The sequence below is a fragment of the Pontibacter pamirensis genome (assembly GCF_010015475.1).
Classification (GTDB): domain Bacteria; phylum Bacteroidota; class Bacteroidia; order Cytophagales; family Hymenobacteraceae; genus Pontibacter; species Pontibacter pamirensis.
On record NZ_SSNI01000013.1, the window covers coordinates 48,990 to 74,512 of the forward strand.

Annotated in this window: 20 protein-coding genes and 1 tRNA gene; 12 read left to right on the top strand and 9 right to left on the bottom strand. The window is 48.5% G+C overall.

What is annotated here, in order from left to right:
* Positions 1–33 precede the first annotated feature (33 nt).
* The gene (gene asnB / locus E1919_RS12500; protein ID WP_162053743.1) at positions 34–1,938 is read right to left on the bottom strand and encodes an asparagine synthase (glutamine-hydrolyzing); all 1,905 of its coding nucleotides are present in this window, start codon (positions 1,936–1,938) and stop codon (positions 34–36) included.
* 153 nt (positions 1,939–2,091) lie between these two features.
* Between asnB and E1919_RS12505 the strand changes: the two genes are divergently transcribed.
* The 6 genes from E1919_RS12505 to E1919_RS12535 all read left to right on the top strand — a co-directional run bounded on the left by E1919_RS12505 (position 2,092) and on the right by E1919_RS12535 (position 11,603).
* The gene (locus E1919_RS12505; RefSeq protein WP_162053744.1) at positions 2,092–2,985 is read left to right on the top strand and encodes an alpha/beta fold hydrolase; all 894 of its coding nucleotides are present in this window, start codon (positions 2,092–2,094) and stop codon (positions 2,983–2,985) included.
* 33 nt (positions 2,986–3,018) lie between these two features.
* Positions 3,019–3,270: a hypothetical protein gene (locus E1919_RS12510; protein WP_162053745.1), complete on the top strand. Its 252-nt coding sequence runs from the start codon at positions 3,019–3,021 to the stop codon at positions 3,268–3,270.
* 733 nt (positions 3,271–4,003) lie between these two features.
* A complete protein-coding gene (locus E1919_RS12520) occupies positions 4,004–4,624 on the top strand; it encodes a C40 family peptidase (protein ID WP_237144317.1) in 621 nt (206 codons plus the stop codon).
* A gap of 141 nt (positions 4,625–4,765) precedes the next feature.
* Positions 4,766–7,906 (top strand): TonB-dependent receptor, encoded by a 3,141-nt coding sequence (locus E1919_RS12525; RefSeq protein ID WP_162053747.1) that lies wholly within the window; start codon positions 4,766–4,768, stop codon positions 7,904–7,906.
* Positions 7,907–8,117: 211 nt separating this feature from the next.
* Positions 8,118–11,414 carry a TonB-dependent receptor gene (locus E1919_RS12530; RefSeq protein WP_162053748.1) on the top strand — a complete coding sequence of 1,099 codons (3,297 nt, stop codon included), beginning with the start codon at positions 8,118–8,120 and terminating at the stop codon, positions 11,412–11,414.
* Positions 11,415–11,529: 115 nt separating this feature from the next.
* A tRNA-Ala gene (locus tag E1919_RS12535) sits at positions 11,530–11,603 on the top strand.
* 285 nt (positions 11,604–11,888) lie between these two features.
* On the opposite strand, the gene E1919_RS12540 is transcribed toward E1919_RS12535, so the two are convergent.
* The gene (locus tag E1919_RS12540) at positions 11,889–13,433 is read right to left on the bottom strand and encodes a hypothetical protein (protein WP_162053749.1); all 1,545 of its coding nucleotides are present in this window, start codon (positions 13,431–13,433) and stop codon (positions 11,889–11,891) included.
* A gap of 424 nt (positions 13,434–13,857) precedes the next feature.
* Between E1919_RS12540 and E1919_RS12545 the strand changes: the two genes are divergently transcribed.
* Both E1919_RS12545 and E1919_RS12550 read left to right on the top strand, forming a co-directional pair.
* A complete protein-coding gene (locus E1919_RS12545) occupies positions 13,858–14,115 on the top strand; it encodes a hypothetical protein (RefSeq protein WP_162053750.1) in 258 nt (85 codons plus the stop codon).
* Between the two features lie 163 nt (positions 14,116–14,278).
* Complete coding sequence (locus E1919_RS12550) at positions 14,279–14,548, top strand: hypothetical protein (RefSeq protein WP_162053751.1); 270 nt, start codon at positions 14,279–14,281, stop codon at positions 14,546–14,548.
* 329 nt (positions 14,549–14,877) lie between these two features.
* On the opposite strand, the gene cysK is transcribed toward E1919_RS12550, so the two are convergent.
* The 3 genes from cysK to E1919_RS12565 form a co-directional block, all read right to left on the bottom strand.
* A complete protein-coding gene (gene cysK, locus E1919_RS12555) occupies positions 14,878–15,795 on the bottom strand; it encodes a cysteine synthase A (protein ID WP_162053752.1) in 918 nt (305 codons plus the stop codon).
* Between the two features lie 138 nt (positions 15,796–15,933).
* Positions 15,934–16,767, bottom strand: a complete 834-nt coding sequence (gene epsC / locus E1919_RS12560) for a serine O-acetyltransferase EpsC (RefSeq protein WP_162053753.1) — start codon at positions 16,765–16,767, stop codon at positions 15,934–15,936.
* Positions 16,768–16,952: 185 nt separating this feature from the next.
* Positions 16,953–18,116: an MFS transporter gene (locus tag E1919_RS12565; RefSeq protein WP_162053754.1), complete on the bottom strand. Its 1,164-nt coding sequence runs from the start codon at positions 18,114–18,116 to the stop codon at positions 16,953–16,955.
* A 112-nt stretch (positions 18,117–18,228) separates the two neighbouring features.
* On the opposite strand from E1919_RS12565, the gene E1919_RS12570 reads away from it, so the two are divergent.
* Positions 18,229–18,366: a hypothetical protein gene (locus tag E1919_RS12570; RefSeq protein ID WP_162053755.1), complete on the top strand. Its 138-nt coding sequence runs from the start codon at positions 18,229–18,231 to the stop codon at positions 18,364–18,366.
* A gap of 33 nt (positions 18,367–18,399) precedes the next feature.
* Here the strand turns inward: E1919_RS12570 and E1919_RS12575 are convergent, their stop codons facing one another.
* The gene (locus tag E1919_RS12575; RefSeq protein ID WP_162053756.1) at positions 18,400–18,918 is read right to left on the bottom strand and encodes a hypothetical protein; all 519 of its coding nucleotides are present in this window, start codon (positions 18,916–18,918) and stop codon (positions 18,400–18,402) included.
* Positions 18,919–19,003: 85 nt separating this feature from the next.
* Between E1919_RS12575 and E1919_RS12580 the strand changes: the two genes are divergently transcribed.
* Entirely contained in the window at positions 19,004–20,980 is a 1,977-nt protein-coding gene (locus tag E1919_RS12580) for a peptidylprolyl isomerase (protein ID WP_162053757.1), read from the top strand.
* Between the two features lie 152 nt (positions 20,981–21,132).
* On the opposite strand, the gene E1919_RS12585 is transcribed toward E1919_RS12580, so the two are convergent.
* Positions 21,133–21,795, bottom strand: coding sequence for a thioredoxin family protein (locus E1919_RS12585; RefSeq protein ID WP_237144319.1), 663 nt, complete (start codon positions 21,793–21,795; stop codon positions 21,133–21,135).
* Between the two features lie 229 nt (positions 21,796–22,024).
* Here E1919_RS12585 and E1919_RS12590 point away from each other — a divergent pair, with 229 nt between their 5' ends.
* The gene (locus E1919_RS12590) at positions 22,025–22,993 is read left to right on the top strand and encodes an NAD-dependent epimerase/dehydratase family protein (RefSeq protein WP_162053758.1); all 969 of its coding nucleotides are present in this window, start codon (positions 22,025–22,027) and stop codon (positions 22,991–22,993) included.
* A 114-nt stretch (positions 22,994–23,107) separates the two neighbouring features.
* Here the strand turns inward: E1919_RS12590 and E1919_RS12595 are convergent, their stop codons facing one another.
* Positions 23,108–24,130, bottom strand: coding sequence for an AraC family transcriptional regulator (locus tag E1919_RS12595; protein WP_162053759.1), 1,023 nt, complete (start codon positions 24,128–24,130; stop codon positions 23,108–23,110).
* 91 nt (positions 24,131–24,221) lie between these two features.
* Here E1919_RS12595 and E1919_RS12600 point away from each other — a divergent pair, with 91 nt between their 5' ends.
* On the top strand, positions 24,222–24,605 hold the full coding sequence (locus E1919_RS12600; protein ID WP_162053760.1) for a DUF6334 family protein: 384 nt from the start codon (positions 24,222–24,224) through the stop codon (positions 24,603–24,605).
* A gap of 167 nt (positions 24,606–24,772) precedes the next feature.
* Here E1919_RS12600 and E1919_RS12605 read toward each other — a convergent pair whose 3' ends face one another.
* Positions 24,773–25,468, bottom strand: a complete 696-nt coding sequence (locus tag E1919_RS12605; RefSeq protein WP_162053761.1) for an ABC transporter ATP-binding protein — start codon at positions 25,466–25,468, stop codon at positions 24,773–24,775.
* Between the last annotated feature and the right edge of the window lie 55 nt (positions 25,469–25,523).

A 25,523-nucleotide genomic window follows, 5' to 3' on the forward strand; every position in this document is an offset into this window, starting at 1 on the left:
TTGCGTAATATAAAAAATTATATAATAATTTATCTAATAAATATATTTTCTCCACCAATACTGAAACACCAGCAGCATCCATGCCTGGGTTTGCACAAGGGCTGCTTTGTCAGAATCCAGGAGTTGCCGGACACGCTGCACTTGCTGTACATCGAAAATACCTTGCGATGCGATGAAAGCCTCCGAGAGGTAGTCGTTTGCCAGGCCCCTCCCCTCCGTTTGCAGAAAGGCCGACAGCGGAATTTCAAAACCCTGCTTTGGGCGCCTGTAAAGCTCAGGAGGCAATAACTCCCGGAAAGTGTCCCGCAGAATTTTTTTCTGTAAGCTTTCACCTATCTTGGCAGAAGCCGGCAGTGAAAAAGCGAACTTCACCAACCTGTGGTCCAGGTAAGGGCTGCGTATTTCCAGGCTGTTAGCCATTCCCATCAAGTCAATCTTGGCCAGCATGTCGTTTGGCAGCACTAAACGCCAATCGGCACACAATACGTGGTTCAGATCATAATGTTTTCTGCTAACACACTCCAACAACCTGCCTTTGCGCGCACGATACAACCTGTTCTGCACCGCCGCCTGGCTTTCCGGTGCCAGCAGTGCCAGCGCCTCCTCTTCCTGCTGCCATGTCGCCCACAGCCAATAGCGGTCCTGGGGGAGCAGGCCGGCCCCTGTAGCAAAGCGTTGCAGTTGCCTTACTTTGTTTGCAGCGAAAGAGTTTCTGGACTTAGGCAATACATCCCATAAAAACTTCATTTTTTTTACGGCCTCTGCTTTGGCTCCACCAGACAGCACCCTATACTCTGCCAGATGTTTATTGTAGCCCCCAAAAAGCTCATCGGCACCATCGCCGCTCAGCACCGCCTTCATTTCCTGCCCTACATGCTTACTTAGCGTGTATACTGCCAGCGCAGATGAATCAGCAAAAGGCTCACTCAGGCTGTCTAACGTTTTAAAAAGGTTTTCAAAGAGATCAGCGTTGGAAAGGAGAAGTTCAGTGTGCTCTGTTTTATACTTGTCTGCCACAAGGCGGGCGTAACGGGTTTCGTCAAAGAAGGGCTGTTCAGGGAAACCGACGGAAAACGTCTTCAGCTTATCCACCTGCCGAGCCGCCAGGGCTACCACCACCGAAGAATCGATGCCGCCACTCAGGAAAGCGCCAACAGGCACGTCGGCGACAAGCCGGTCTGTGACAGCTTGCTGCAGAAGATGCTTTAATTTAGTTTGCTGCTGTGTATAGGTTAAGGAGTTGTGTATTGCCTTTTCTCCGTCAAAGGGCAGCCTGTACCACACATTCTCCTGCACTCTGTTGCCCCGCACGTACAACGACTGCCCCGGCAAAAGCTTTTTCACGCCTTTCAGCATGGTGGCCGGCGCAGGTACATAGGTCAGTTGCAGGTACTGGTAAAGCGAGGTATAGTCTAATTCACGTGGAACCCCCAGGGCTATGAGGGCAGACATCTCTGAGCCGAACAGGAACTTGTCCGCGTCTTTGTAGAAGAGCAGGGGCTTTTCACCGTAGCGGTCGCGTGCCAGGAACAGGCTGTCTTCCTCGGCATCGTAAATAGCCAGCGAGAAAAAGCCTGTTAACTTCTTCAGGCACTCCTGCCGCTCCCGGGCATATAAGTGCAGCAACACTTCTGTGTCGGAGTCGGTGCGGAACGAAGCGCCTTTAGCCTCCAGCTCCTTCCGCAGTTTTTTATAGTTGAATATCTCCCCGTTAAAGACAAGGGTATAGCGGCCGCCCTCACTACTGAAAGGCTGGTTAGCGGCGGCAGTGGGTGCAATAAGGGAAAGCCTGCGGTGGCCAAGCCCGATGCGGCCCTTTAAAAACACCCCATCGGCATCCGGACCACGGTGCTGCAGCGCAGCCACGGCTGCCGGCAGCCGCTCTAATGCCTTCTGGCCTTGCTCTGAAAATATAAATACTCCTGTTATACCACACATACCTGCCCGTAAAGTTAAACTTTATTTTCAGCCCCATCGCCTGCCCAAAGGCTTGCCTAAATAATTATTCCGAAGGGGGTAGCTTTTTTAGTATATGGAGCAACTTGCTTTCGCTTTAAAAGTATATCTATAAGACAAAGCACCCTTAAAATTATGACACCAGATTGGCTGGACAAGAAAGAGTACCCTTTCGAATCCAAATACATACAATTAGAGGCGGGCAGGATGCATTATATAGACGAGGGGGAAGGACCGCCGATTGTAATGATCCATGGCACTCCCGTCTGGTCTTTTCTGTACCGCAACCTGATAAAGATACTGCGCAAGAAGTACCGTTGCATTGCTATGGACATGATTGGCTTTGGCCTCTCTGACAAACCGGAGGGCTGGAGTTACAAACCACGGGCCCACGCCGCTAATTTTGAGCAGCTGATGGAGCAACTTCAGCTAACGGACGTGACACTGCTGGTGCATGATTTCGGGGCGCCTATCGGTTTTGCTTATGCCATAAACCATCCGGAAAAAGTAAAGAACATTGTGATGCTCAACTCCTGGACCTGGTCTTTGTCCAAGCATCAGACTTTTACAGGCATCAGCAAATACCTGGTGGGGCCATTGGGAAAGTTTCTTCATTCAAAGCTGAACGTATCAGCCCTTACGCTTATAAACGAGTTGTTTGAAGGCGAGGATAAAATGCCGGAGCCCATCCGCCAGCATTACGTGAAAGCACTGGGTAACCCTGACGACCAAGTAGGAAAGCTTGCCTGCGCACGGGAGTTGATTGGCATAACACGCTGGTACGATGAACTCTGGAAGGAACGAAACAAAATACAAAATATCCCGACGCTCATACTTTGGGGGGAGCGGGATAAACTCATTAAGATTGAGGCGCTGCAGTGCTGGAAGAAATTCTTCCACGAGAGCTACGTCATTCCTTTTGAAGACAGTGGCCACTTTTTGCAGGAAGAGAATGCAGAAGAGATTGCCAGCTATGTGAGCAATTTTGTGAAAGAAGAAAAGAAAAAACGAGAACTAATCCATCAATAATAAATTACACCAATAACTAAACAAACAAATATCATGAAACCTAAAAGATCAATGGAGGAGGCTATATTACGAGCACACCAAGCTACAGAAGAAGATAACCAGACCCAGAACAAGCTGTTTTCTATGGAAACCCCGGAGCAGTCGACTTATACGAACAATACGCACCAGGCACCGCTAAATGAATCACACATTAACCTGATGCAGTCCTGGATGAACCTACGCGGCATGGACAATAAGCTGGCTGAGACCGGATACGGCGACCTGAACCAAAGAAACGCATCATGAGAAAGGAAGCTTATTTCCACAGTCGATGGCGTGGCACCACCTTAACAACTGACTGTAAGACAAAACAGGCGCAGAATCTGAGTTCTGCGCCTGTTTTGTCTTAAAAATGTATTGCACGGGCTCAGGTCACCTAAGGGGCAAGTAAATTTGCATATTCCGCCCCGGTCGCTACTTCAGTTCTTTTAGCGCAAGACCGACTAAGGGTTTCTGCACCGGCCGATAACATGCTCACCTGACATAATGTCTCCCGACTGCACACAAATAAAATCTTCTTTTATTTCTTTCGGCAACTGATTGTGCCTGTCATCATCTTGCATGTTTCTTTTCACGATAGGCATGTGCAGATAAGGTTTCTTTACTTAGCCACCCAGTAGGGAGTACGGTGCCTTTCCTTTTATACGGCATACTGCAAAGGCCCCGCCAACATAGCCCGCATCAGCACCACGAAAAAGTATAAGAAACAAATTTCCGCGGCGAAACGCCATAATAAGACCCGTCTCTAAGGCGTTAGCAGGTTTAAGAACCCTCTATGCCTTATAGCGCAGTCATGCGTGGCAGGGATGTTGCCAGCAGCGGCTTGTAACAACACGCGCGTTGCGCCTACTGTGGCTGAGAGGCCGTCTACTAATTTTGGAGTAGCAGCGTTAAATTTCATTTTTAAAAAGCGAGGTTAATCAGTACTTTAGCCACTAGTTAAAATCACCTTGTTGCACTTAAATTGCTTGGTTACGCTTTGAAAACACATTATACCACTTCCGCCCTTTTCATCTGCTTTCTGTTGCTGATAGCTTCCTGCCAATCCACACAGCCTACTTTCAGCAAGCGTGGCGAGGCATACAAATCTGCCCGCGAAATAGCCGCTGAAAAGCGACTGGCAAAAAAAGGTGGCCGAACAGGCGGCAACACCACCATAGCCTCCTCTAAAGACCGCACCAGCCGCACCCGAACCCGCAATTTAGACAAAGATGTAGCCACGGTTATCCAGGCAGCACGCTCTTATACCGGCACTCCTTATAAATGGGGTGGCACCACCCGTGTCGGAATGGATTGCTCTGGATTGCTCTGTACCTCCTTTCAAACAATTGATGTGGCCTTACCACGCACCTCCGACGAGCAGAGCCGCTATGGCAAAAAAGTAAAACCAAAAAACATAAAAGAAGGTGATTTGGTGTTCTTCGGCGCCAACCGCTTTAGCCGTGACGTAACTCATGTGGGTATGGTAACGGAAGTAATCAGCAAAAAGGAGGTCAGGTTTATACATGCCTCCAGTTCCGTTGGCGTAATAGAGACCAACCTTTATGCCGACCATTTCCAGAAAATTTTCATTAAAGCCGTAAGACCGCCGGTATTCTAACTAAAGTTTACTGACCAATTGCTTGTACCGAAAAATTGTAACGTTTTTCAAATTTAATTTAAAGTTAATATAACAAAATTTTTAACTCACGTACTTAATAGCTTAGACAAATATTTGTTGTTCAACCTGTTATTACGTGCTATGAGATTTTTTTACAAACGATTACTCTTTTGCTTTGCACTTTTCCTAACGGCGCAAATGGTCTGGGCGCAGGGAGCTACTACAGCAGCTTTGATTGGTACAGTAGCAGAACAAGGTGGTACACCTTTACCGGGAGCCACAGTTATAGCTGTACACACACCGACCGGAGCACAGTATGTAGCTAGCACAAATGCCGAAGGCTTTTATAACATCCAAAACATGCGGGTGGGCGGTCCTTATACCGTTACCTCTACTTATATCGGCTATCAGCAGCAGCGTGTAGAGGGGATAAACCTGCCATTAGGCCAGACCACACGGGTAGACATCCAGTTAGCAGATAACAACCTACAGCTTAGCGAGGTGCAGATTATAGGCGAACGGAACGATGTTTTTAACCAGGACCGTACAGGTGCTGCCACCAACGTTTCACGTGCACAATTAGAGAACCTGCCAACGCTTAGCAGGAGCCTGCAGGACTTTACGCGTCTGACGCCCCAGGCATCCGGCAATTCCATAGCCGGCACAAATAACCGCTTCAATAACATCACCATAGACGGTGCCGTGAACAATGATGTGTTCGGGCTTTCAGGCAGCGGTACTCCTGGTGGTCAGGCAGGCACACAACCAATTTCGCTGGATGCTATACAGGAAATTCAGGTGGTTGTAGCCCCTTATGACGTGAAACTGGGCAACTTTACGGGAGGTGGTATAAACGCCATAACCCGCTCAGGTTCAAACGACTTTACGGGGTCCGTTTACGGATTCGGACGTAACGAAAACACCATCGGCAGATCTGTGGAGGGAGACAGGGAAAGAGCCGATGAGTTCCAGAACTACCAGTATGGCGTTCGTCTTGGGGGGCCTATTGTGCGCGACAAGCTTTTCTTCTTCGTGAACTACGATGCAAACAGAATTTCAGAACCCGTTCGCTTTGCCCCCGGCTCTCCGGAGTCTCAGATTCCATTAAGTGAAGCACAGCAGCTTGCTGACTTTGTACAGAACACGTATGGGTATAATGTAGGCTCTATTGGTGCATATGACAGGGCTACTCAAAGTGATAAATTTTTCGCCCGTCTTGACTGGAACATTTCAGACATACACCAACTGACACTACGCCACAACCTAGTGGATGCTTTTGACGATAACTTTTCAAGAAGCCGCAACTATTTGCGTTTCGGCAACAATGCCTACCGGTTCAACAGTAGTACCAACACATCTGTTCTGGAGTTGAACAGCCGTTTTTCAAACAACATATCGAACAACCTGATCATCGGCTATAACCGCATCAGAGAAAGCCGTGACACTTATGGAGAATTGTTCCCTCAAGTTACGATCAGAGACCCGTTGGGCACCTTTGAGTTTGGCGCACAGCGTTCTTCCACAGCAAACGAACTTGACCAGGATATTTTCGAGTTTACAGACAACTTCACTTACCTTTTAGGCCGGCACAACTTCACGTTCGGCACGCACAATGAGTTTTTCAAATTCCGCAACCTGTTCATCAACAACTACAACGGTCGCTGGGACTTTAATACCCTGGACGATTTTTATGGAATAGGCAACGATGGTGAGCCAAACCCTTCGCGTGTTCAGGCAACGTATTCCTTAACTGAAAACCCTTTACCAGCAGCCGAATTCAACGCCATGCAGCTTGGTTTTTATGCACAGGATGAATACACCGCCTCTGAAAGGTTGAGATTAACCCTTGGACTGCGTGTCGATATACCGATTTTCCCTGATCAACCTCCACGTAATGTTCAGTTTGAAAATGATTTCGCAGACATCGCGCCTGGTTTGAGAACCGACCGCACCCCTGGCGGGAACCTGCTGTGGGCCCCCAGGTTTGGGTTTAACTATACGCCAACAGATGACCGTGACTTCCAGATTCGTGGTGGTACCGGAATTTTCACGGGCCGCGTTCCTTTCGTGTGGTTGTCTAACCAGTTTACAAACACAGGTACTATTTTCGGAACTGTGTTTCAGAACAACCCTGATGAATTTATCACTGACATTGATGAGCAGCGCAATGCGGGTGCCATCAGCAACACAGTAGAGGTGAACGTTGTTACCGAAGACTTTAACTTACCTCAGGTGTGGAGAAGCAACCTGGCCTTCGACTATACACTGCCAGGCGAAATTACTGCCACTTTAGAAGGTATCTATTCTAAAACACTGAACGACGTAGTGTACAGGAACCTGAACCTGGAAGACCCAATTGGAACTTTACCAGGCCCTGATAATCGCAACGTGTACCCGGCCAGCACAGCTGAACGTCGTAAAGTGGACAATTATACCAACGTTATTCTTTTAGACAACACGGATAGGGGGTATCGTTACAACCTTACAGCTCAACTCCGGAAAGATTTCACCAATGGGCTGCAAACTTCAGTAGCCTATACCTATGGTAAGTCGACGGATGTTAACAGTGGCACAAGTTCCACTGCGCTTTCCAACTGGGAGTTTAACCAAATTGTGAACGACCCTAATAACCCGGAATTAAGCTACTCCCGTTTTGATATCCGTCATAGAATAATTGGCACCAGTGGTTATACTTTCCGCTATGCTGACAACTTTGCTACCGGTATTTCGCTCTTTTACCAGGGCCAGTCAGGTCTGCCGTTTACATACCTGTATGCGCAGGACCTGAATAACGATGGGAACTTTGCCAATGACCTGATTTATGTTCCAGGTGGCAGAGATGAGATCAATCTTGTTTCCTTCACAGCAGGCGGCACAACTTATACTTCGGATGAGCAGTGGGAAGCATTGGATGCTTTTATAGCAAGCGATGATTACCTGAGCGACCGTCGCGGCCAGTATGCAGAACGCAATGCCGCCCGCATGCCCTGGACCCATCAGTTTGACATCCGACTGTTTCAGGACTTTTACATTAACACCGGTGAGAAGCGTCATACCCTTCAGATTACATTCGATATCTTTAACGTAGGCAACCTGCTTAACAGAGACTGGGGCCGCCAGTACTTTGTAAATAACAGCGCCAACGAGATTATCCGCTATGCTGGCCGTAGCGATACAGGCGAGCCTACTTTTAATTTCAACCCGAACAATGCAGCTTATAACGTTTCTCAATTTGACTCGAGATGGCAAGGCCAGTTGGGTATAAGGTATCTATTTGAGTAAAAAATATTCTTCGAATTTCTCAGCAAAAAGGCAGGGCTCAGGTCCTGCCTTTTTCGTTTATATGCCTTCCTGCTCTTGGTTGGGCATATCAACATTCGCTTACCCGTTTACCCAACTTTAAAAGTCAGAAATAACAATTAAATAATATAACATAGGGTTGATAGTGAAGGTTGAGCGGCTTACTTTTGCGCCAAAATCAACCAACCCATTTATGAAAAAGTTTTACAGTTTATTTAGTCTCATCCTGGTGATGGTACTGATGACACAGTACAGTTGGGCGCAAGGTGTCACCACCTCCTCTATGACAGGTGTTGTGACAGATCAACAAGGTGAAGGCCTCCCCGGAGCAACGGTAGTTGCTGTACACACACCGTCTGGAACCAACTATGGTACCGCAACATTAGCAGACGGGAGGTTTACAATTCCTAATATGCGTGTTGGCGGGCCTTACACTGTAACGGTAAGGTATGTAGGCTTCCAGGACAAAATCTACAACAACATTAGCCTGAACCTTGGTACTGCTTATAGCCTGAACGTAAAATTAGCGGAGCAGTCTAATGAGTTAAGCGAGGTACAGATTGTATCTGACCGTAACGCAATCATAAGCTCAGAGCGTGCAGGTACTGCCACAAACATCTCCCGTGAGGCAATCACCGCTTTACCTACCATCAGCCGCTCTATTAACGACTTTACGCGTTTAACGCCTCAGGCAAGTGGTACTTCTTTTGGTGGCCAAGACAACCGCCTTAACAATATTACGGTAGACGGTTCTATTCTGAACAGCAGCTTTGGTTTGAGCGGCCAGCCAGGAGGCCGTACTGGTACTGCCCCAATCAGCTTGGACGCTATTGAGCAGGTACAGGTAAACCTGGCCCCTTATGACGTTAGACAAGGTGGCTTTACTGGTGCAGGTATTAATGCTGTGACACGCTCAGGTACAAATGAGTTCTCTGGCTCTGTGTTCTATAACATCCAAAATGAGAAATTTCTTGGTACTGAAGCAAAAGGAAGAGAAGTAGCATCAGACAACTTCAACAACACGCAGGCAGGCTTCCGTTTAGGAGGTCCTATAATTAAGAACAAGCTGTTTTTCTTCGTGAACGGCGAAATTGAGCGCCGTACTGAGCCAGCTACTACATTTAGAGCCAATAGAGGTGGTGAGGCAGTAGAAGGTAACGTAACACGCGTACTGGAGTCTGACCTGGACAACCTAAGCACCTTCCTGAGAGATAGATTTGGTTATGAAACAGGTCCTTACCAGGGGTATGACAACCAAACAAGGAGCAATAAATTCCTTGCAAAGCTGGACTACAACATCAACAACAATCACAGAGCGAGCATCCGTTACAACATGCTCGACTCAGAAAGAGATGCCTTGACAAGTAACAGTTCCTCCCTTGGTTTCGGTAGCCGCAGAACCAACCTGAACGCACTTAACTATCAAAACTCAAACTATATTCAGTTTGAAAAAATCCACTCCGTTATTGGTGAATTGAACTCAACTTTTGGTTCGAAGTTCTCTAATAACATGATTGTAGGTTATACCTCTCAGAATGAAGACAGAGGCTCGCGTGGTGATTTCTTCCCGCTTATTGAGATCCAGAATGCTGGTGCAAATTATATCACGGCTGGTTTTGAGCCATTCACGCCAAATAACAGGCTTAGCTACTCAACGCTTCAGTTTCAAAACAACTTCACCTATTATGCAGGAGCCCATACATTAACTGCTGGTGTTAACGTAGAGCGTCTTTCATTTGAGAACGTTTTCTTCCCAGGCTCACAGAGTGTGTACGTGTTTAACTCATTAGATGACTTTTATACTGCCGCAGACCAATACCTGACAGATCCAAACGCTGAAACATCAGCTGTTGAGCTAAGAAGATTCCAGTTGCGTTATTCTGCACTGCCAGGAGGAGCTGAGCCAATTCAGCCTACAAGGGTAACCTATAGCGGTTTATATATCCAGGACTCATGGGCTGCTATGCGTAATTTAACAGTAACAGCCGGTTTACGAGCAGATGTATCTGCATTTGACAAAACAGGATTCGAAAACCCAGCTGTAGCCGAGATGACTTTCAGAGATGCGGATGGCAGTCCTCTACAGGTAAATACGTCTAAACTTCCGGACACTAAAATCCTTTGGTCTCCACGTGTAGGTTTTAACTGGGATGTGCTGGATGACAAGACGCTGCAAATCCGTGGTGGTTCAGGTATCTTCTCTGGTCGCCCTCCATTTGTATGGATTTCTAACCAGATTGGTAACAATGGTGTGCTGACAGGATTTACCTCGGACGACAGAACAACACAGTATCCGTTTAACCCAAATCCAACAGCTCATATTCCAACTCAACCAACACTGCCAAGTTCTTACGATATCAACGTATCCGACAGAAACTTTACATTCCCACAGGTTTGGAGAAGCAACCTTGCTGTTGACAAGTCTCTTTTCGCTGGTATAGTAGGTACATTAGAGTTTATTTACAGCAAAAACATCAACAGTGCCAACTACATCAATATTAACCAAGCCCCTGCTACTGCTACGTTCAGTGGTCCGGATAACCGTTTGATGTACCCAGGTTTTGGCCTGCGAAATGATGCCTTTAACAACGCAAGCCGCATCAACCCAACTATTACATCAGCTCCTTACCTGACGAATACAGACAAAGGTTACTCTTATTCCTTTACTGCTCAGTTAGAAAAGCCTTTCAATAACGGACTGTTTGCCCGTTTGGCTTACAATTTCAGTGAGGCAAAAGACTTGCTATCAGCCGGTAGCACAGCTGGTGGTTCTTACAATGGTATCCGTAGTGTTAATGGAAACAACTTCCCTGAACTTGCTTTTTCTGACAATGATCAACGTCACCGCGTAATCGGCTCCATCTCTTACCGCAAGGAGTATGCAGGTTTCGGTGCTACTCAGATATCCCTGTTCAGCGAAGCCCGTAACCAGAACCGCTTTAACTACACTTACAATGGTGACATGAACGGTGACGGTATTTTTGGCAATGACCTGCTTTATGTTCCGAGTAATGGTAGCGAGTTGAGCTTCTTACCTATCACATCCAAAGATGCAGCTGGTAATACCATCGTCGTTTTCACGCCACAGCAGCAACAGGACGCTTTTGAGGCATACATTGCGCAGGACGAGTATCTGAACTCCCGCCGTGGCCAATATGCTGAGCGTAATGGCGCCTTAATGCCTTGGGTATACCAGACTGACCTGAGCCTTGTGCAGGAGTTCTTTGTAAATGTAGGAGGCAAGCGTAACACGCTGCAACTAAGAGGTGATGTCTTCAACGTTGGCAACCTGATTAACAGCGACTGGGGTGTATATAACAGAGTACTGCAAACCTCACCACTTATAGCTGCTGGTGTAAATGCAGACAATGTTCCTGTATACAGAATGCAAACAATCGGAAATCAACTTCTGACAAGAACGTTTGATACTTCAGCCGGAATAGATGATGTTTGGAGAGCACAAATTGGTTTGCGCTACATCTTCAACTAAGTAATTTTTAGTCTATACATTAAAGGGGCAGCTTTGGCTGCCCCTTTTCTTTTGAACAAATATTTTGCAGGATGTTTTTCTTCTTAAATATTTATCCTATTTTTGTGCCACACAAGGGGGATTAGCTCAGCTGGCTAGAGCGCTTGCATGGCATGCAAGAGGTCATCGGTTCGACTCCGATATTCTCCACACAGATAATTAAGCACTTACGAGGTAAAACTGGTAAGTGCTTTTTTTATGTACACACAATTTACACACAACTCTTAATATTTTTGAAGAGGCAAAGCAAAGAGTAGCCTAACTTACCTAGATATCCGCTTTCAAAGATTAGTTAAAAGACCAGTTTTTGAATTCCTGTCAGAAGTTGTTAGTGGCTCAAGGCACACAACAAGTGAAGGTTTACACTCCCGCTAAGCCTGACCTTTCCCTGATGCGGCTGTTTCTCATGGCCAGAGAGAAAACAGAACTCATCAACTACATGTCAGGCTTCTGCTTACTGTTATAGACCGCCAGCTTCTTTCTCCAGCCACCTACACGGGAAATATCCCGAATGTTGTCTTCGCGCTCTTCATCTACAATAGTTATTTTTATTCCCTTCCGGACCTGCCCCTCCACATTAAACTCATCGCTTCCACCCAGCCCATGTAATTCTACCCTTTTTGTCTCAGCGCGATGAAAGACCCGATGATAGGTTACGGTGCCATCCGACTTCCGGCGCACAGTTACCTCCGTCTCCTCATCATTTAGGCGTACCACTTCAAATTGTTCCGCCTCATCTGTGCCTATCACCAACACCTCCTTTGCCAGCACCTGGTAGAATTCTCGTGCAGCTTTGTCTAGCTTGTCTCTTCTGTTTTTGAGCTTTACTGCAAGGCTCTCCCCTTCCAGCCTGTAAACAGCTTCTGGAAGCCTTCGTACGGCTTGCTCAATCACTTCGTCTGTAAGAGAACGCTGTAACTCACGGGCCAGAGAGTCAAACTGCTGTGCCGTTACCTGCGGCATAGCCCGCGCATCAATGTCCTTTGATTTTATCGTCAGCGCTTTTACATCCTTGTACTTTCCGCTGAAGGAGGCGTACTTGCGGAAGGCCCATTTGCGGCTCATGAGCCAGGTAAGTAGGCCATTGTCAATGCGATAGAAAGCATTGTCCCGATCTTTAGGGATGGTGCGGTAAATGTGCTTCGGCCCCTCCTTATACACAGCCCACTCCCACTGGTCCTCATGCCTGTCCCGGTCACCAATCAACAGGTCCAGGAGCCGTGCTTTGGCGAAGGCCAGTTCATCAATTGTGTGGTTGCTGTCGCTGTAGCGCTGCTTGAGCATTTTCCCGGTTCCTACAATGTTCTGCGCCTCGTCCAGTTCCCCGATCAGAGCACGCTTGTCATTGTATTTCTCCTCCAGCATGTACAGCCTGTCACTGAGCAACTCATTATGCTCCCCCAGTTTCTCCTCTTTCGGCCTTACGTACACCAGCACCGGAGTAGCCTGAACCACTCCCGCAGCGCTTGCCAGCGGGGCCACCACCAGCGCCGCGTAGGGGTGCAAGGCGGAAGTCTGATCAAGCACAAGGTCTGCGATAAATGTTTTGGAAAGGGGAAACGGCAGGTTAATTTCCGGTCTTTTATCAACGGTGCGGAGGGAATATGTCATACCATCTCCACCCACCATGGTTACATTGATACTTTGCTTACCGCCACCTATTTTCTCAATCTTGAATCCACCCTTCACTGTGTCTACCTGCAGAACAGGTACAGTGACCGGCATGGACCAGGCTTTACGGTGTCGTTCTCCCCAAAGCGCTTTATAAAGAAAGCTGCGCTTATAGTGGCGGCCAGCCTGCACCGTCACACTATCGACAGTGGCAGGTTCCTGTTGCAGTTGCCGGTATACAGTAGGGTCAGCAACAGGAGTACTGGCATAGAAATTCTTCCTGGCGCATCCAAAGGAAAGCAATAGAAGCAGGAGCAGCAGTGAGTTCAGGAAAGGGTTTATTCTGTATCGTTCAGGTTTTGGGTGCATTCTGTGAATACTTCTTTTCCTGAATAAATGTTTAGGACCTGCCTCAGACCAGGAAAATGCATAAAGAATCGGCAGTGTAGGAAGGTTTTACATGAACCAAAGCAGTTGAGGCAGCACACAAACATACCTGCAGGAGCAGAAAAAAAGTAAATAGGACACATTTTATCGGCAAAAGAGAAAAAAGGATCAGGCTGATTATGTTACTTTCTGCAATTTTAATCTGAAAAACACAATCTATATATTGAATATAATATATTTATCATATTAAAAATGAAGTATATTACCACTATACCCTCTTTGCATTGCAATACCCCTTGCTGCTGCTCCCTTCCCATTCATGTTACTTTACCCTTTCAATATTACTGTTCACTAATATATTATGTTCGTATCGTTGTAATGTATTAGAACCTAAACCCTCTGACTTATGAACACTTTAGCACAACTTACTTACGCTTCAGAAAGCCTTGGAAGCAACGTCTCAGTGTTTTCCTTCCCGGTTAAGGCAGGGTCTTCCCTTAACGAAGACATCATTGGTTTCTCAACCACAGACGGTCACGTGGTTACTTTTAATGCCGGAACAAATGCTATCAGCAATGGTGCGGGTATCTTCATCGGGGACTATTTTGTTGGTTTCGCAGATGGTCCTTTCAGCGATACAGCCATGCCATTTATAAAGTATTAACCTAATCTTATTACTGCAACACACGATAGTAACATAGCCTGTACAAAGCTATACACCTGATCATAGCTTTACCCTTTTATACTCTACAAAGGAAAAACACAGCGCCTGGCCAGGCTAAGAGTAGTGAAAAAGCTTATCTTTAGTATATAAAATATATACGAAGATGGACCATAACTCTTTTAATCCCCGAAACCCCAAGATAACCTTAGACAGGTTTATTGCCGATTACTATGTAAAGCAGTCGGCCATGGACGCCAGAATAGGCTCTATTTTATCAAACCAGGCAAGAATTATCGCTCACCTCGAAGGCAGGGACCTGGAAGAGGTAAGAAAAGAAGTCTATGACAGGGTAGCGCTCAACGTGAAAGATAATGCCAAGCTAACACTGGAAGACTTGGGGTTTGGCTCCGAAGAGCCTGGAGAAGATACGTAAAGCGCTTCTGCTAGTACCGGCTTCAATCAATTGTTACTTTTAAGCAATTACGATTCATCTTTTTTCCTTTCCCCTGAAAAGGAAAAGGCATTTCTTTACCTGATATCTCAGTAAGGGCTGGTGTGCTATCTGCAGGTGTTTACAAGAGTCCTTCAGGATTGTTGAACAAAAATCCTTTCTTCATCTTTAAGTGCATCTTTCTGAGACGCAAGTGAGCTAAAAGCTCAGCTACACTTCATTTATAGCATTTTAAGCAGGCAGGCCCATACACAAAAGCGCCTCCTGCTACAAAACAGGAGGCGCTTGAAATTCAGGATGAAATGTTCGTACTATACAAACAGGCCTTCTACTGATAAATAACGCTCACCGGTATCGTAGCAGAAGGTCAGCACTTTGGAGCCTTCCGGAATTCCTTCTTCTATTTTTTTAGCAACCGCTGCAAGAGATGCTCCCGAGGATATTCCTATAAACAGGCCTTCTTCGCGGGCAGCCCGGCGGGCGTAGTCAAAAGCCTCGTCGGCATCCACCTGCACCACGCCATCCAGTAGCGTCGTGTCCATGATGCTCGGTATAAAACCTGCGCCTACTCCCTGTATCGGGTGCGGGCCGGGCTGGCCGCCGCTTAGCACAGGCGAGGCAGAAGGCTCCACCGCGTAAACCTTCAGGTTGGGAAAGCGGCCCTTCAGCACTTTTGCCACGGCCGTGATATGCCCACCGGTACCAACCCCGGTAATGATATAGTCTAGCCCATCCGGAAAGTCCTCCAGTATCTCCTGGGCTGTGGTATCGATGTGAATCTGTGTATTGGCCTCGTTGTCGAACTGCATCGGCATCCAGGCGTTGTCATTTTCCTCCACCATCTCGCGGGCGCGTTCTATGGCACCCTTCATGCCCTTTTCGCGCGGCGTCAGCTCTAGTTTGGCACCATAAGCAGCCATCAGGCGGCGGCGCTCAATAGACATTGATTCCGGCATTACAAGAAAGATCTGGTATCCTTTTACGGCCGCCACCATCGCCAGACCTACGCCAGTGTTGCCAGAGGTAGGCTCCACTATAATACTGTCCTTGTTCAGTAAGCCTTTACGCTCGGCATCTTCAATCATGGCCAGGGCAATGCGGTCTTTAATGCTGCCGCCGGGGTTGCTGCGCTCCTGCTTCATCCACACCTCTACATTTTTACTGTACAGCTTGTTGATGCGTACATGCGGTGTGTTGCCAATTACTTCGAGTATTGATTTCGCTTTCATGTTTTATCCTGATTTGTGTTTTTAAGTACTTCGATAAATTAAATAAGGCAAGCCACCTTCTAATATACAACTTAAGCTACTTAAGACCACTATCACATTTTAAAGAAAATATTGTGATGCTTATACTTCTTACTGGGTCTAGATGGAAAAGTTTACCACATCTGTTGGGTCAGCGGAGCGTCGCACATTTATCTGCGGCCTGTGGTATACCCTGGAGTAAGCTGGCACACTCTCCGTCAGCCACACATTCCCCCCAATGGTACTGTATGCGCCCACCACCGTGTTGCCGCCGAGTATGGTAGCCCCGGCATATATCACTACGTGGTGCTCGATAGTAGGATGGCGTTTGATGTTTGCCATGGTCTTATCCACACTTAAGGCTCCCAGCGTTACACCCTGATACAGTTTCACATGGTTGCCGATATGAGAGGTCTCCCCGATGACAATTCCGGTGCCATGGTCGATGCAGAAGTGCGTGCCAATCTGCGCACCGGGGTGGATGTCGATGCCGGTCTGGCCGTGGGCGTATTCTGACAGAACCCGAGGAAGCAGCGGCACCTGCAAGCGGTACAGCTCGTGGGCCAGCCGGTGAATAGCCACAGCCTTAAAGCCGGGGTACGTTCTGATTACTTCCTGCACACTCTGCGCGGCAGGGTCACCGGCGGCAATGGCCTCGGCGTCGAGCAGCAGGAGTTGGTGAATCTGGGGCAGGTGCTGCATCATCTGCTGTGCTACCTCCTCCGCTGGCATGGGCAACTGCTGCTCCATACCGGATAGCACCCGCATCAGGTTCTGCTGCAGGCTGCTGGCGTATTCCTCCAGTTCCCTCACTGTCTCGAAACGTTCATCGGCCAGGGCCGGGAAGAGCAAATGGAGCACCCCCTCTACCAGGTGGCAGATGGCTGAAGCCGGCACCTGGTGCTTTGCCTGTTGGTGATGTCTGAAAAGTGTATTTATAAACTGGCTGTTCATTATGATTTTATCAACGTATCCCGCGGAATATTGTGTTGCAATTAACAAAAAAAGAGGATACTTGTTTAGACGCGTTTTATAAGCTAAACCTAACCTGCAAGTTCTGAGCTATTCCTGCCGCTGTTTTTGCATCAGCAATAACACTAAAATTCATTTGTCATTTGTCCTTCTTCTCACTTCCTCCCCTACTCCTTCTTTACAAACAGTATGAGATACAGGAAGGATACCAAAGAAAAAGCGGCCGAGAGCCAGAAAACCAGAGTAAAGTTACTGGCGTCGTTGTTGTAGAGCCAGCCCGAGCAAAAAGCGCCTATACCAATACCCGCTTCGAGGGCAATATACATGGTTGCCATCGCTCGCCCCCGGCGTGCCTCATGGCTCAGGTCAATCGTCCAGGCGTAGATGGTGGGTGAGTTCATGCCCTGCGCCACGCCGAATAAAACACCTGCCAGCAGCAACTCCGTAGGCGACGACACCACGCCAATAAAGACCATGGCCACTGTGAGCAGGCTTGTGCTGATACGAAGTACGTTTATCCGCCCATACTTGTCAGAGGCGCGGCCGGCCAGAAACCGGATAGCAAGGGAGGCTAGCGTGAAGCTGGTGAAGAAGAGCCCTTTGTTCTGGATGCCCAGTTGTTCACTGAAATCCGGGATGATGGTAAGAATGGTACCGTAGGCGAAAGTAGAAAACAACATGACAACAGACGGTGCCAGTACACGTGGTTCAAAAATCTCGCTCCGGGATATTTTGAGCAGCCCTATCCGAAAACGATGTGGGGTGTCCAGGGTTTCGTGCATCCGCACCAGCACCCCAACAGACAGAAAGGCCGCCAGCGAAGAAGCATAAAACATGGTATCCACGGAAAACTGGTTCGCGATAGCGCCGCCCGCTGCTGGCCCCGCTGCCATACCCAGACTTCCTGAAAGCCCGATAAGCCCCATTGCCTCCCCGCGCCGCCCTACCGGCACTACGTCGGCTACATATGCCGCTGTGCCCGTAGGCGTAAAACCGGTAGAAAAGCCGTGCATAAAGCGCAAAAACAGGAAAGCCGCCACGGTGCCTGTAAGCGGATACATGAAACCAGCCACCACGCAAACGGCCCCACCCACTATCATCACAGGTATGCGCCCAATTTTGTCGGCCAGTTTGCCGCTAAATGGCCTTGAAAGGCCTGCTGTCAGCGTGAAGAGGGAAATTACAAGGCCTTTGTACTCGGCACCACCCAGACTGCTCAGGTAGTCGGGCAGTTCCGGGATAATCATGTTAAAACTTGCGAAGAAGAGAAAGGAGCTCAGGCAAAGCAAGCCAAACTGCACCCCATACACCCGCTTAAGCTTTTCTGCCATACATCATGTTTCAGGCTGCAAAGTTGGCAAACCTTCTGCTGCCACACCACCCCGTGCCGCAAAAAAACATCTGTGGAGTTTCCGGACACCGCTAACAAAGCACTGGTTGTATGTGGTGATAGGAAACCTGAACTATGAACTGGCGGGGGAGGGAAACTGGCCTCTAATAACTAAGGGGAAAGAACATACTATCTTCGAGAACATTCTGGAGGCGCGAGACGAAAAGAGCCAGCGAAGTGGCGAGAAATGACAAAAAGACTTGCTTATAATATGTGAGATACAGCTACTGCAGCATAATCTCCTTCTGCTGCACCATCTCTTTTATCTGCTCTTTTACCTGCTGCAGTACCGCGTCATTCTGGATGCGTTCCAGGTTTATATCATGCTCTTCCTCATTCTTAAGCATAAAATTCACCCGGTACATGTCAACTTGCACAGTGTCTACCTCTTCCCAGTCAAACTCCTGCTCCTTCTGCAGAAATTTAGACCTGTAGCACACGCCCTCATCTGTCAGGGTAAGGTGGCGGCGGTACTTTGGCTTGCGGTCGAGCCAGATATTGAAGAAGAAATAGGCGGGAACCAACAGGTTGAAAAGGAAAATGAATATTAACGCAATCGTAAACTGCTTGGAAACAGCGAGGTACACAAGCAAACCCAACTGTAAAGATACGGCCACAAAAGCAAGCACCATCAGGCGTCGTTCTGCTTTCGGCTTCAAGGTGTAGGCACCTTCAAATAGTTTGACACTTATTTCCTGCATGAGCAACAGCGGGTTGTTTTGTCTAAAATAGATAATTCCCATCAAATATCAAAATTGTACTCTGCGCATAAGCTTCAGGCCCTCTTCTATATTTTCTTTATCTTGAGGGCGTATTATGAACAGAAAAATGAAACTACGCTATACCTGTGTACTTGCACTTGGTGCACTCTCAGCTTGCCAGTACCTACCTTCAAAACAAACAGACTCCCCGGTGGCTATTAATAAGTTTGAGGATAAAACCCTGCAGCAAATCTATACGCTACAGGACGAGCGCAACACAGCTGAACTGCTGCCTTACCTGAGCCATACCTCACCACAATACCGCACCGAAGCAGCCCTGGCTTTTGCCTCTGTGCAGGACACGCTGGCAGTGCCTCCCCTTTTGCAGTTGTTGGCAGACACTGCCGTGGCTGCCCGGAAAGCCGCAGCTTATGCCCTGGGGCAAATTGGGTACGCTAAAGCAGAAAACGCTATCATACAACACCTGCAGCAAGAGCCAAACCCTGGGGTGCAGGCCGAGTTGTTAGAAGCCTTAGGCAAAGTAGCCACTCCTGCCGGTGCGGTATTCCTGAACCGTTATACACCTGATAATGAAACTGCCATGGCGGGCCAGTCATGGGGCCTGTACCGTGCTGGCCAGCGCCAGCAGGTAACACAGCAGGGCACAGCAGAGGCAGTACAATTCATAGCGGCAGATAACCCTTACGAGGCTCGGCTGGCAGCGGCACATTACCTGGCCCGCACCCCCAAAATAGACCTGACACCTTACCGCCGGCAACTGCTTACCTCCGCCACATCCGACACAGCACCTGAGGTGCGTATGGCTGTTGTGCAATCGCTGGCAAAAGTCAGAGCAAACGACAAAGCACAGTTTTTATCTACCGTTGCACAAAGTGACCCGGATTACCGCGTGCGCCTGAGTGCTGTAAGAGCCATGAGTGGTTTGGAATTCAGAGAAATAAAACCTGCCGTGCTGGCTGCCTTGCAGGATGAAAACATCAACACGGCGGTAGCCACTTCTGAGTTCTTGGTGGCGAACCCCGCCGGAGTAGAAGTAGATGCCCTGCTGCAAGTCATGCCGCAGCTACAGGATGCACGGGTGCGCGGTAATGTTATCTGGGTGATTCTCCGCAACAGCCAGCCGCAGAGCAAAGCGTACCTCAACAACCGCTACAAACAACAGTACCAGCACGCACGTAGTCCTTATGACAAAGCGCAGCTGCTGAAGGCACTCTCTGGCTACTACGACAACTACAGCTTTATTGCAGATGAAATGTTCTCCGCACATGAGCCTGTTATAGCCACCACTGCCATGGATGCGCTCATCCTGATGCGCCAGCAACCTGATTTTCCCACAAGCCTGGAAAGCGAGTTTGCAGAGATATTCCGAAAAGCTGTCGGAACCGGGGACGTGGCTTTGGTGGGAATGGCCGCTACCGCAATACGCGACCCGAAGCTGAACCTGAGAGACCACTACCGCAGCTTTGGCTTTCTGGTGGAGGCCAAGCAAAAACTGCAGCTGCCCCGCGACATGGAAACGAACATTGAGCTGCAGAAGACCTTGGACTACCTGAATAACCGGGAGGAGAGCATCACACCCCAAAATCCTTTCACGCACCCCATCGATTGGAATTTGGTGAAGAGTATACCTGCAGATCAGCAGGTAGTACTGCATACAGAGAAAGGAGCCATCACCCTGCAATTATTTGTAGAAGATGCTCCTGGCTCTGTCGCTAATTTTGTAGCGCTAGCCAGACAAGACTTCTTTGACAGCCTCTACTTCCACCGGGTAGTACCCAACTTTGTGGCCCAGGGCGGCGACAAGCGCGGCGATGGCTGGGGAAGCTCGGATTACTCTATTCGCTCAGAATTTGCGCCGCTGCATTATGGCGAGGGCTACGTAGGCATGGCCTCGGCAGGGAAAGACACCGAGAGCAACCAATGGTTCATCACCCACTCCCCCACACCACACCTCGACGGCCGCTATACCATTTTCGCGAAAGTAGTAGAGGGCATGCAGGTAGTGCACCAGTTGGAAGTCGGAGATAAGATTATGGATGTGGAGATAAAGAAAGCAATATCAAATCAGGTAAGCGCAAGATGAAGACTAATTGGCCGGACAGCCTGCACGCGGGTACAAGTCTTCAGACTCGCTTGAGCAAAATATGTATATGGTAGTTCCGGCGACTAAGTATTTTCAGGAACAAGAAAGGCGACACTGCAGTGTCGCCTTTCTTGTTCCTGAAAATTTGAAGCTTATGAGCAACGCTCTAAGAGCCGGTCCTGCGGGAACGTAAGCTGAGCCCAGTTACGGAGCAGGCATTTAAACTCCTGCTGCAGCGTACGGCTACGGTCTTTGTCATACCAACCGTACAGCTTTTCTGCCATTTCTTTAAAGGGAAGGTTGTTATCTTTTGCTTCCTGCACCAGCTTTTGCGCCGGCTCGGGGCGTGGTCCCCATGTTCCCAGTACTTCCAGCGTATCTGTGTCAAGCACGATCAATTTTGGAATAGAGCGGGTATCGTTTGTCAGGAAAGCATCCATCACTTCCGGGTGCTCATCGCGCAGCAACAGCTTTACCTCAATAAGTGGGGAAGCATCCGCTATTTTTGCAATGGCCGGGATGTTCTGAGCTGCATCTCCGCACCAGGCTTCCGTTAGAACCACCCAAGTCATCTTATTATCCACACTCAGAAGCAGCTGCACTATCTCATCATCCAGTGCAACACTCTTTTCCATGCGGTACATACGGTGCATGTTCATGCGCGTGTATTCTACCATTTCCTCTGAATGATTCTCACCGGTGGTTTTGCCTTCTGCCAGTAATGTATCAATCATCTCGAGGTACTGCATGTAAGAGATAGCTTTTGAAAGGTGTTCGTGTGTGATAGGTGTTTTCGCTATAAGTGTCTCAGTCATATTTTATGTTTATTGGTTTCTCTTATTTTACAATATTTTACTAACTATATATTAAAATCGTTCCTATCAAAATAGTTCCTGCAGCCTCAGCTTCTTCTGTAACCACTTTGTGGCTAAAGCTAATTTGTTTGTTGTTTTGCGCAATTGGTCAAGTAGTTTGCGGCATCTGTCAAGCATAAAACATACTGATGCACATACCTTTGGCCTATAACCTTATAACCACAGAGATATGGCAACGAACACCTTCAGATTTTTAAAACTCGGCGGAACAGGCAGTATAGGATATGCCTTTACACATGAGCTTTTGCGGCACCAGGAGCAGGTAACCCTGCTGGTACGTAACAAGCAGAAGGCTGCGAATTTATTTGGCCAGTGGCCTACGTTACAGCTGATTGAAGGAGATGCGCAAGACGGTGAACTGCTGAAGAAACTGGGAGCAGAGGCGACGCACATCTTCCACGGTGTAAATTACCCTTACGAGAAGTGGCAAAACAACATGGAGCGTGTAACGCAAAACGTGATTGAGGCCGCAGCCATAAACAAAGCTACGATTTTTTTCCCGGGAAACATATATAACTTTGGATTGGTTGATACCATCACCGAGGGAACTGCTCCTAAACCCACTACTAAAAAAGGGACAATCCGGATTAAGCTGGAGCAGATGCTGCAGCAGGCGGCACAGCAGGGCAAGTGCCGTGTCATCAACCTCCGCATGCCCGATTTCTGGGGCCCAAACGTGATGAATGAAGGTATAGCGCCTATTTTCAAGGGCGCGCTGAACGGCGAACCCATGCCCTGGCTCTACCGCAACGACATTCCGCACCAGTTGGTGTACACTCCAGACGCCGCCTATGCCTACTACGAACTGGCGAAGCTACAGCCGAAGGAACCATATACCGAATATAACTATGTCGGTGAGGTCGTACCTAGCATTAAACAGTGGCAGGCCCAGATTGCTGCTGAGGCCGGCACCAAGCCGAAGCACAAAGTATACCCGGGCTGGTTGTTTAAGCTGATGGGGCTGTTCTCTCCGGGCATGCGCGAGATAAGCGAAGTGGGCTACCTCTGGCAGAACACTATCCTGCTCAATGACGACAAACTGCGCCAAACCCTCCCAAACCTGCGCCACACGCCTATGCAGCAGGCGATAGCCGAGACGCTGGAATGGCACAGGGGAGTTAGAGAGTTGAAGAGTTAGAGAGTTAGAAGGTGAGTTAGGGAGAATTGAGTTTTCTGGAGTAAAACTTCAACATTGCCACAGCACCTTCAGAAGTCCTTCATCTTTTGTCCACTCTCCTTTGGCTGAAACAACCTACGCTGCCGCCATACTTTGGCGGTAGGCGGCGGGAGGCATGCCGGTCCACTTTTTGAAGGAGCGGGAGAAAACGCTGGGTTCGGCAAAGCCCAGCAGGTAGGCAATATCGGAGATGGTGCTCTGGTTGTCCTGGAGGTGCTTTACGGCAATCTCTTTACGCACCTCGTCCAGCAACGTTTGATAAGTGACGCCTTCTTCCTTCAGCTTCGTCTGCAGGCTGCGCACGCTCATGGCCAGGTTCCGCGACACCGTGTTGATGCCTGGCTCCTCGCCTTTGAGCAGCCGGGCAATTTCGCGCTGCACCCGCTCCTGCATGGTTTTCGGCTCATGCAGCTTTTGCAGGTACTCATCTGCATATTTCTCGAACAGCTGGTTCAGTTCCGGGTTAGCCGACACCACCGGCAGCTTCAGGTAAGCCGCATCAAAAACAAGGCCGCTACAGGCAGCGCCAAATACCAGTTCTGCTCCGGCAAAAATCCGCTCATACTCTTTTATACTGTCCGGCCGGGAATAGGCAAACAACACCTGCTGGAAGTGTACCGGCTGTCCCACCAACGCAGCAAACGCGTTTTTATAGATAACCAACTCAGAATCCACAGCATTGCGCGGGTTTTGGAGCGCCGGGCTTACCACCTGCAGCTTCACAAAAGCCTGCTGCCCTTGTACCTCCAGGCTCGTCTGTATGGCTCCGCACACAATATCCTGGTACTTGCACAGCTTCTGCAGCGACTCCTGCAAGGTAGCTGCATTCATCATCACATAAGCGATGGTGCCCATGGCAGTAGGGTTGATAGTCTCGGCTACATGCAGCGCCAGGTCAGGGTCCTGGGTGGCGGCAATGGAGGCATTCCATAGCTCCTGCACCAGTTCCACTGAGATGCGGGCATTCACGTCCTGCACCAGCCGTTGGTTTAACCCTATCTGCTGGCAAGTTGCGTCCACGTCCTGCCCTTGCTGGCGCAGCACATGCAGCAGCAGCCCCACTGACGGCGCACTTAAAGAATGAGCTTCCTGAGTCATAGAATGAGAAAGATGATGTATGTAAAATAAGCATTTCTTAAATAGATGACGCTATAGTGCGGTAAAGTAAAATGCCATACCTTAGAATCAAATGGAAAGTACTGTAGATTTAGACGACCTGACCGGAAAAGAAGTAACGCACGCTTATGCCCTGCACGACCTGGAGAAGGGTTGGCTGCAGCAGGTAGTGTTTCAGGTGGAGGATAAGTATTTAACTATTACTGTAGATGCGGATGATGATGAAATCATACTTTCTCTACTGCCGGAGCTTAATTTTACCGCACTGGAACAGCAGTTCAGCAGAACTCAGATCTCCAACCAGCGCAAGAAAATCAGCTGGATGTGGCGCATGACCAACCAACGCGGCTACGAGGATGGCTTTCAGCTCGAGTTTGATGACATGGAAGGAACAACTATACAGTTGATAGCGGAGGCGTTGCAGTTAAAGCTTTACATTTTCCGAAGGTATCGCTAACAACGAAGAGCCTGCTGACATGAGTTCGAACCCTTATCTTGTACTATAACTTTTCAGCTTGCCCTATTTTGGAAATTGGCCAGCACTAGTAAAAGCTTTCCCCTTAAGAGGTGGGTTCTCGCAGTTTATACCAGCACAAACAAACCTCACGCACATAACGGCAGCACCTATACCGTAAAGTAAGTCTCCAACTCGCTGAGCGTGTTCTCGTTTGTCTGCATGTCCTGCACCATCTGCCCTTTTTCCATCACCACAATGCGCTCGCATACCTCGATGACATGGCTCAGGTCGTGGCTGGAGATAAGCAGGGTGATGTGTTTCTGCTCTCGCAAGCTTCTTAGTAAATTCTTCAAGCGAATTTGAGAACTGGGGTCGAGGTTAGCAAAAGGCTCATCCAAGATGAGCAGTTCAGGGTCAGACAGTGCAGCAGCGGCAACGCCTATTTTCTTCTGATTGCCCTTCGAGAAGTCGCGGATATATTTGCGCTGATGCAGGATCTCGCCGTTAAAGAAATCCATGAATGGCAGCAAGCGCTCTGTAATGTCTCCGTCTGACAAGCCGTGCAGGTCGCCTATAAACTTAAAGTACTCCTCGGCTGTAAGGTAATCAATCAGAAAACCTTCGTCCAGGTGCGAACCAGTATACTCTTTCCAGTCTTCGGACTTCGCCACGTTTGTGCCTTTGCTATATACCTCGCCTTTGCTTGGCCTAATCAGGTCCAGCACCATCCGGAAAAGAGTGGTTTTGCCTGCTCCGTTATTCCCCACCACTCCTACTGCCTCACCGGTTGCAATGGCCAGTTCGGGTATATTCACGACTACAGTGCCATTATAGCTTTTCTCGATATTCTTTACCTCTATCATGGTCTGTGGTGCTGTGTTTTCTTTAATAAGTTCTCAAGTGGTTTTATACTTCGTC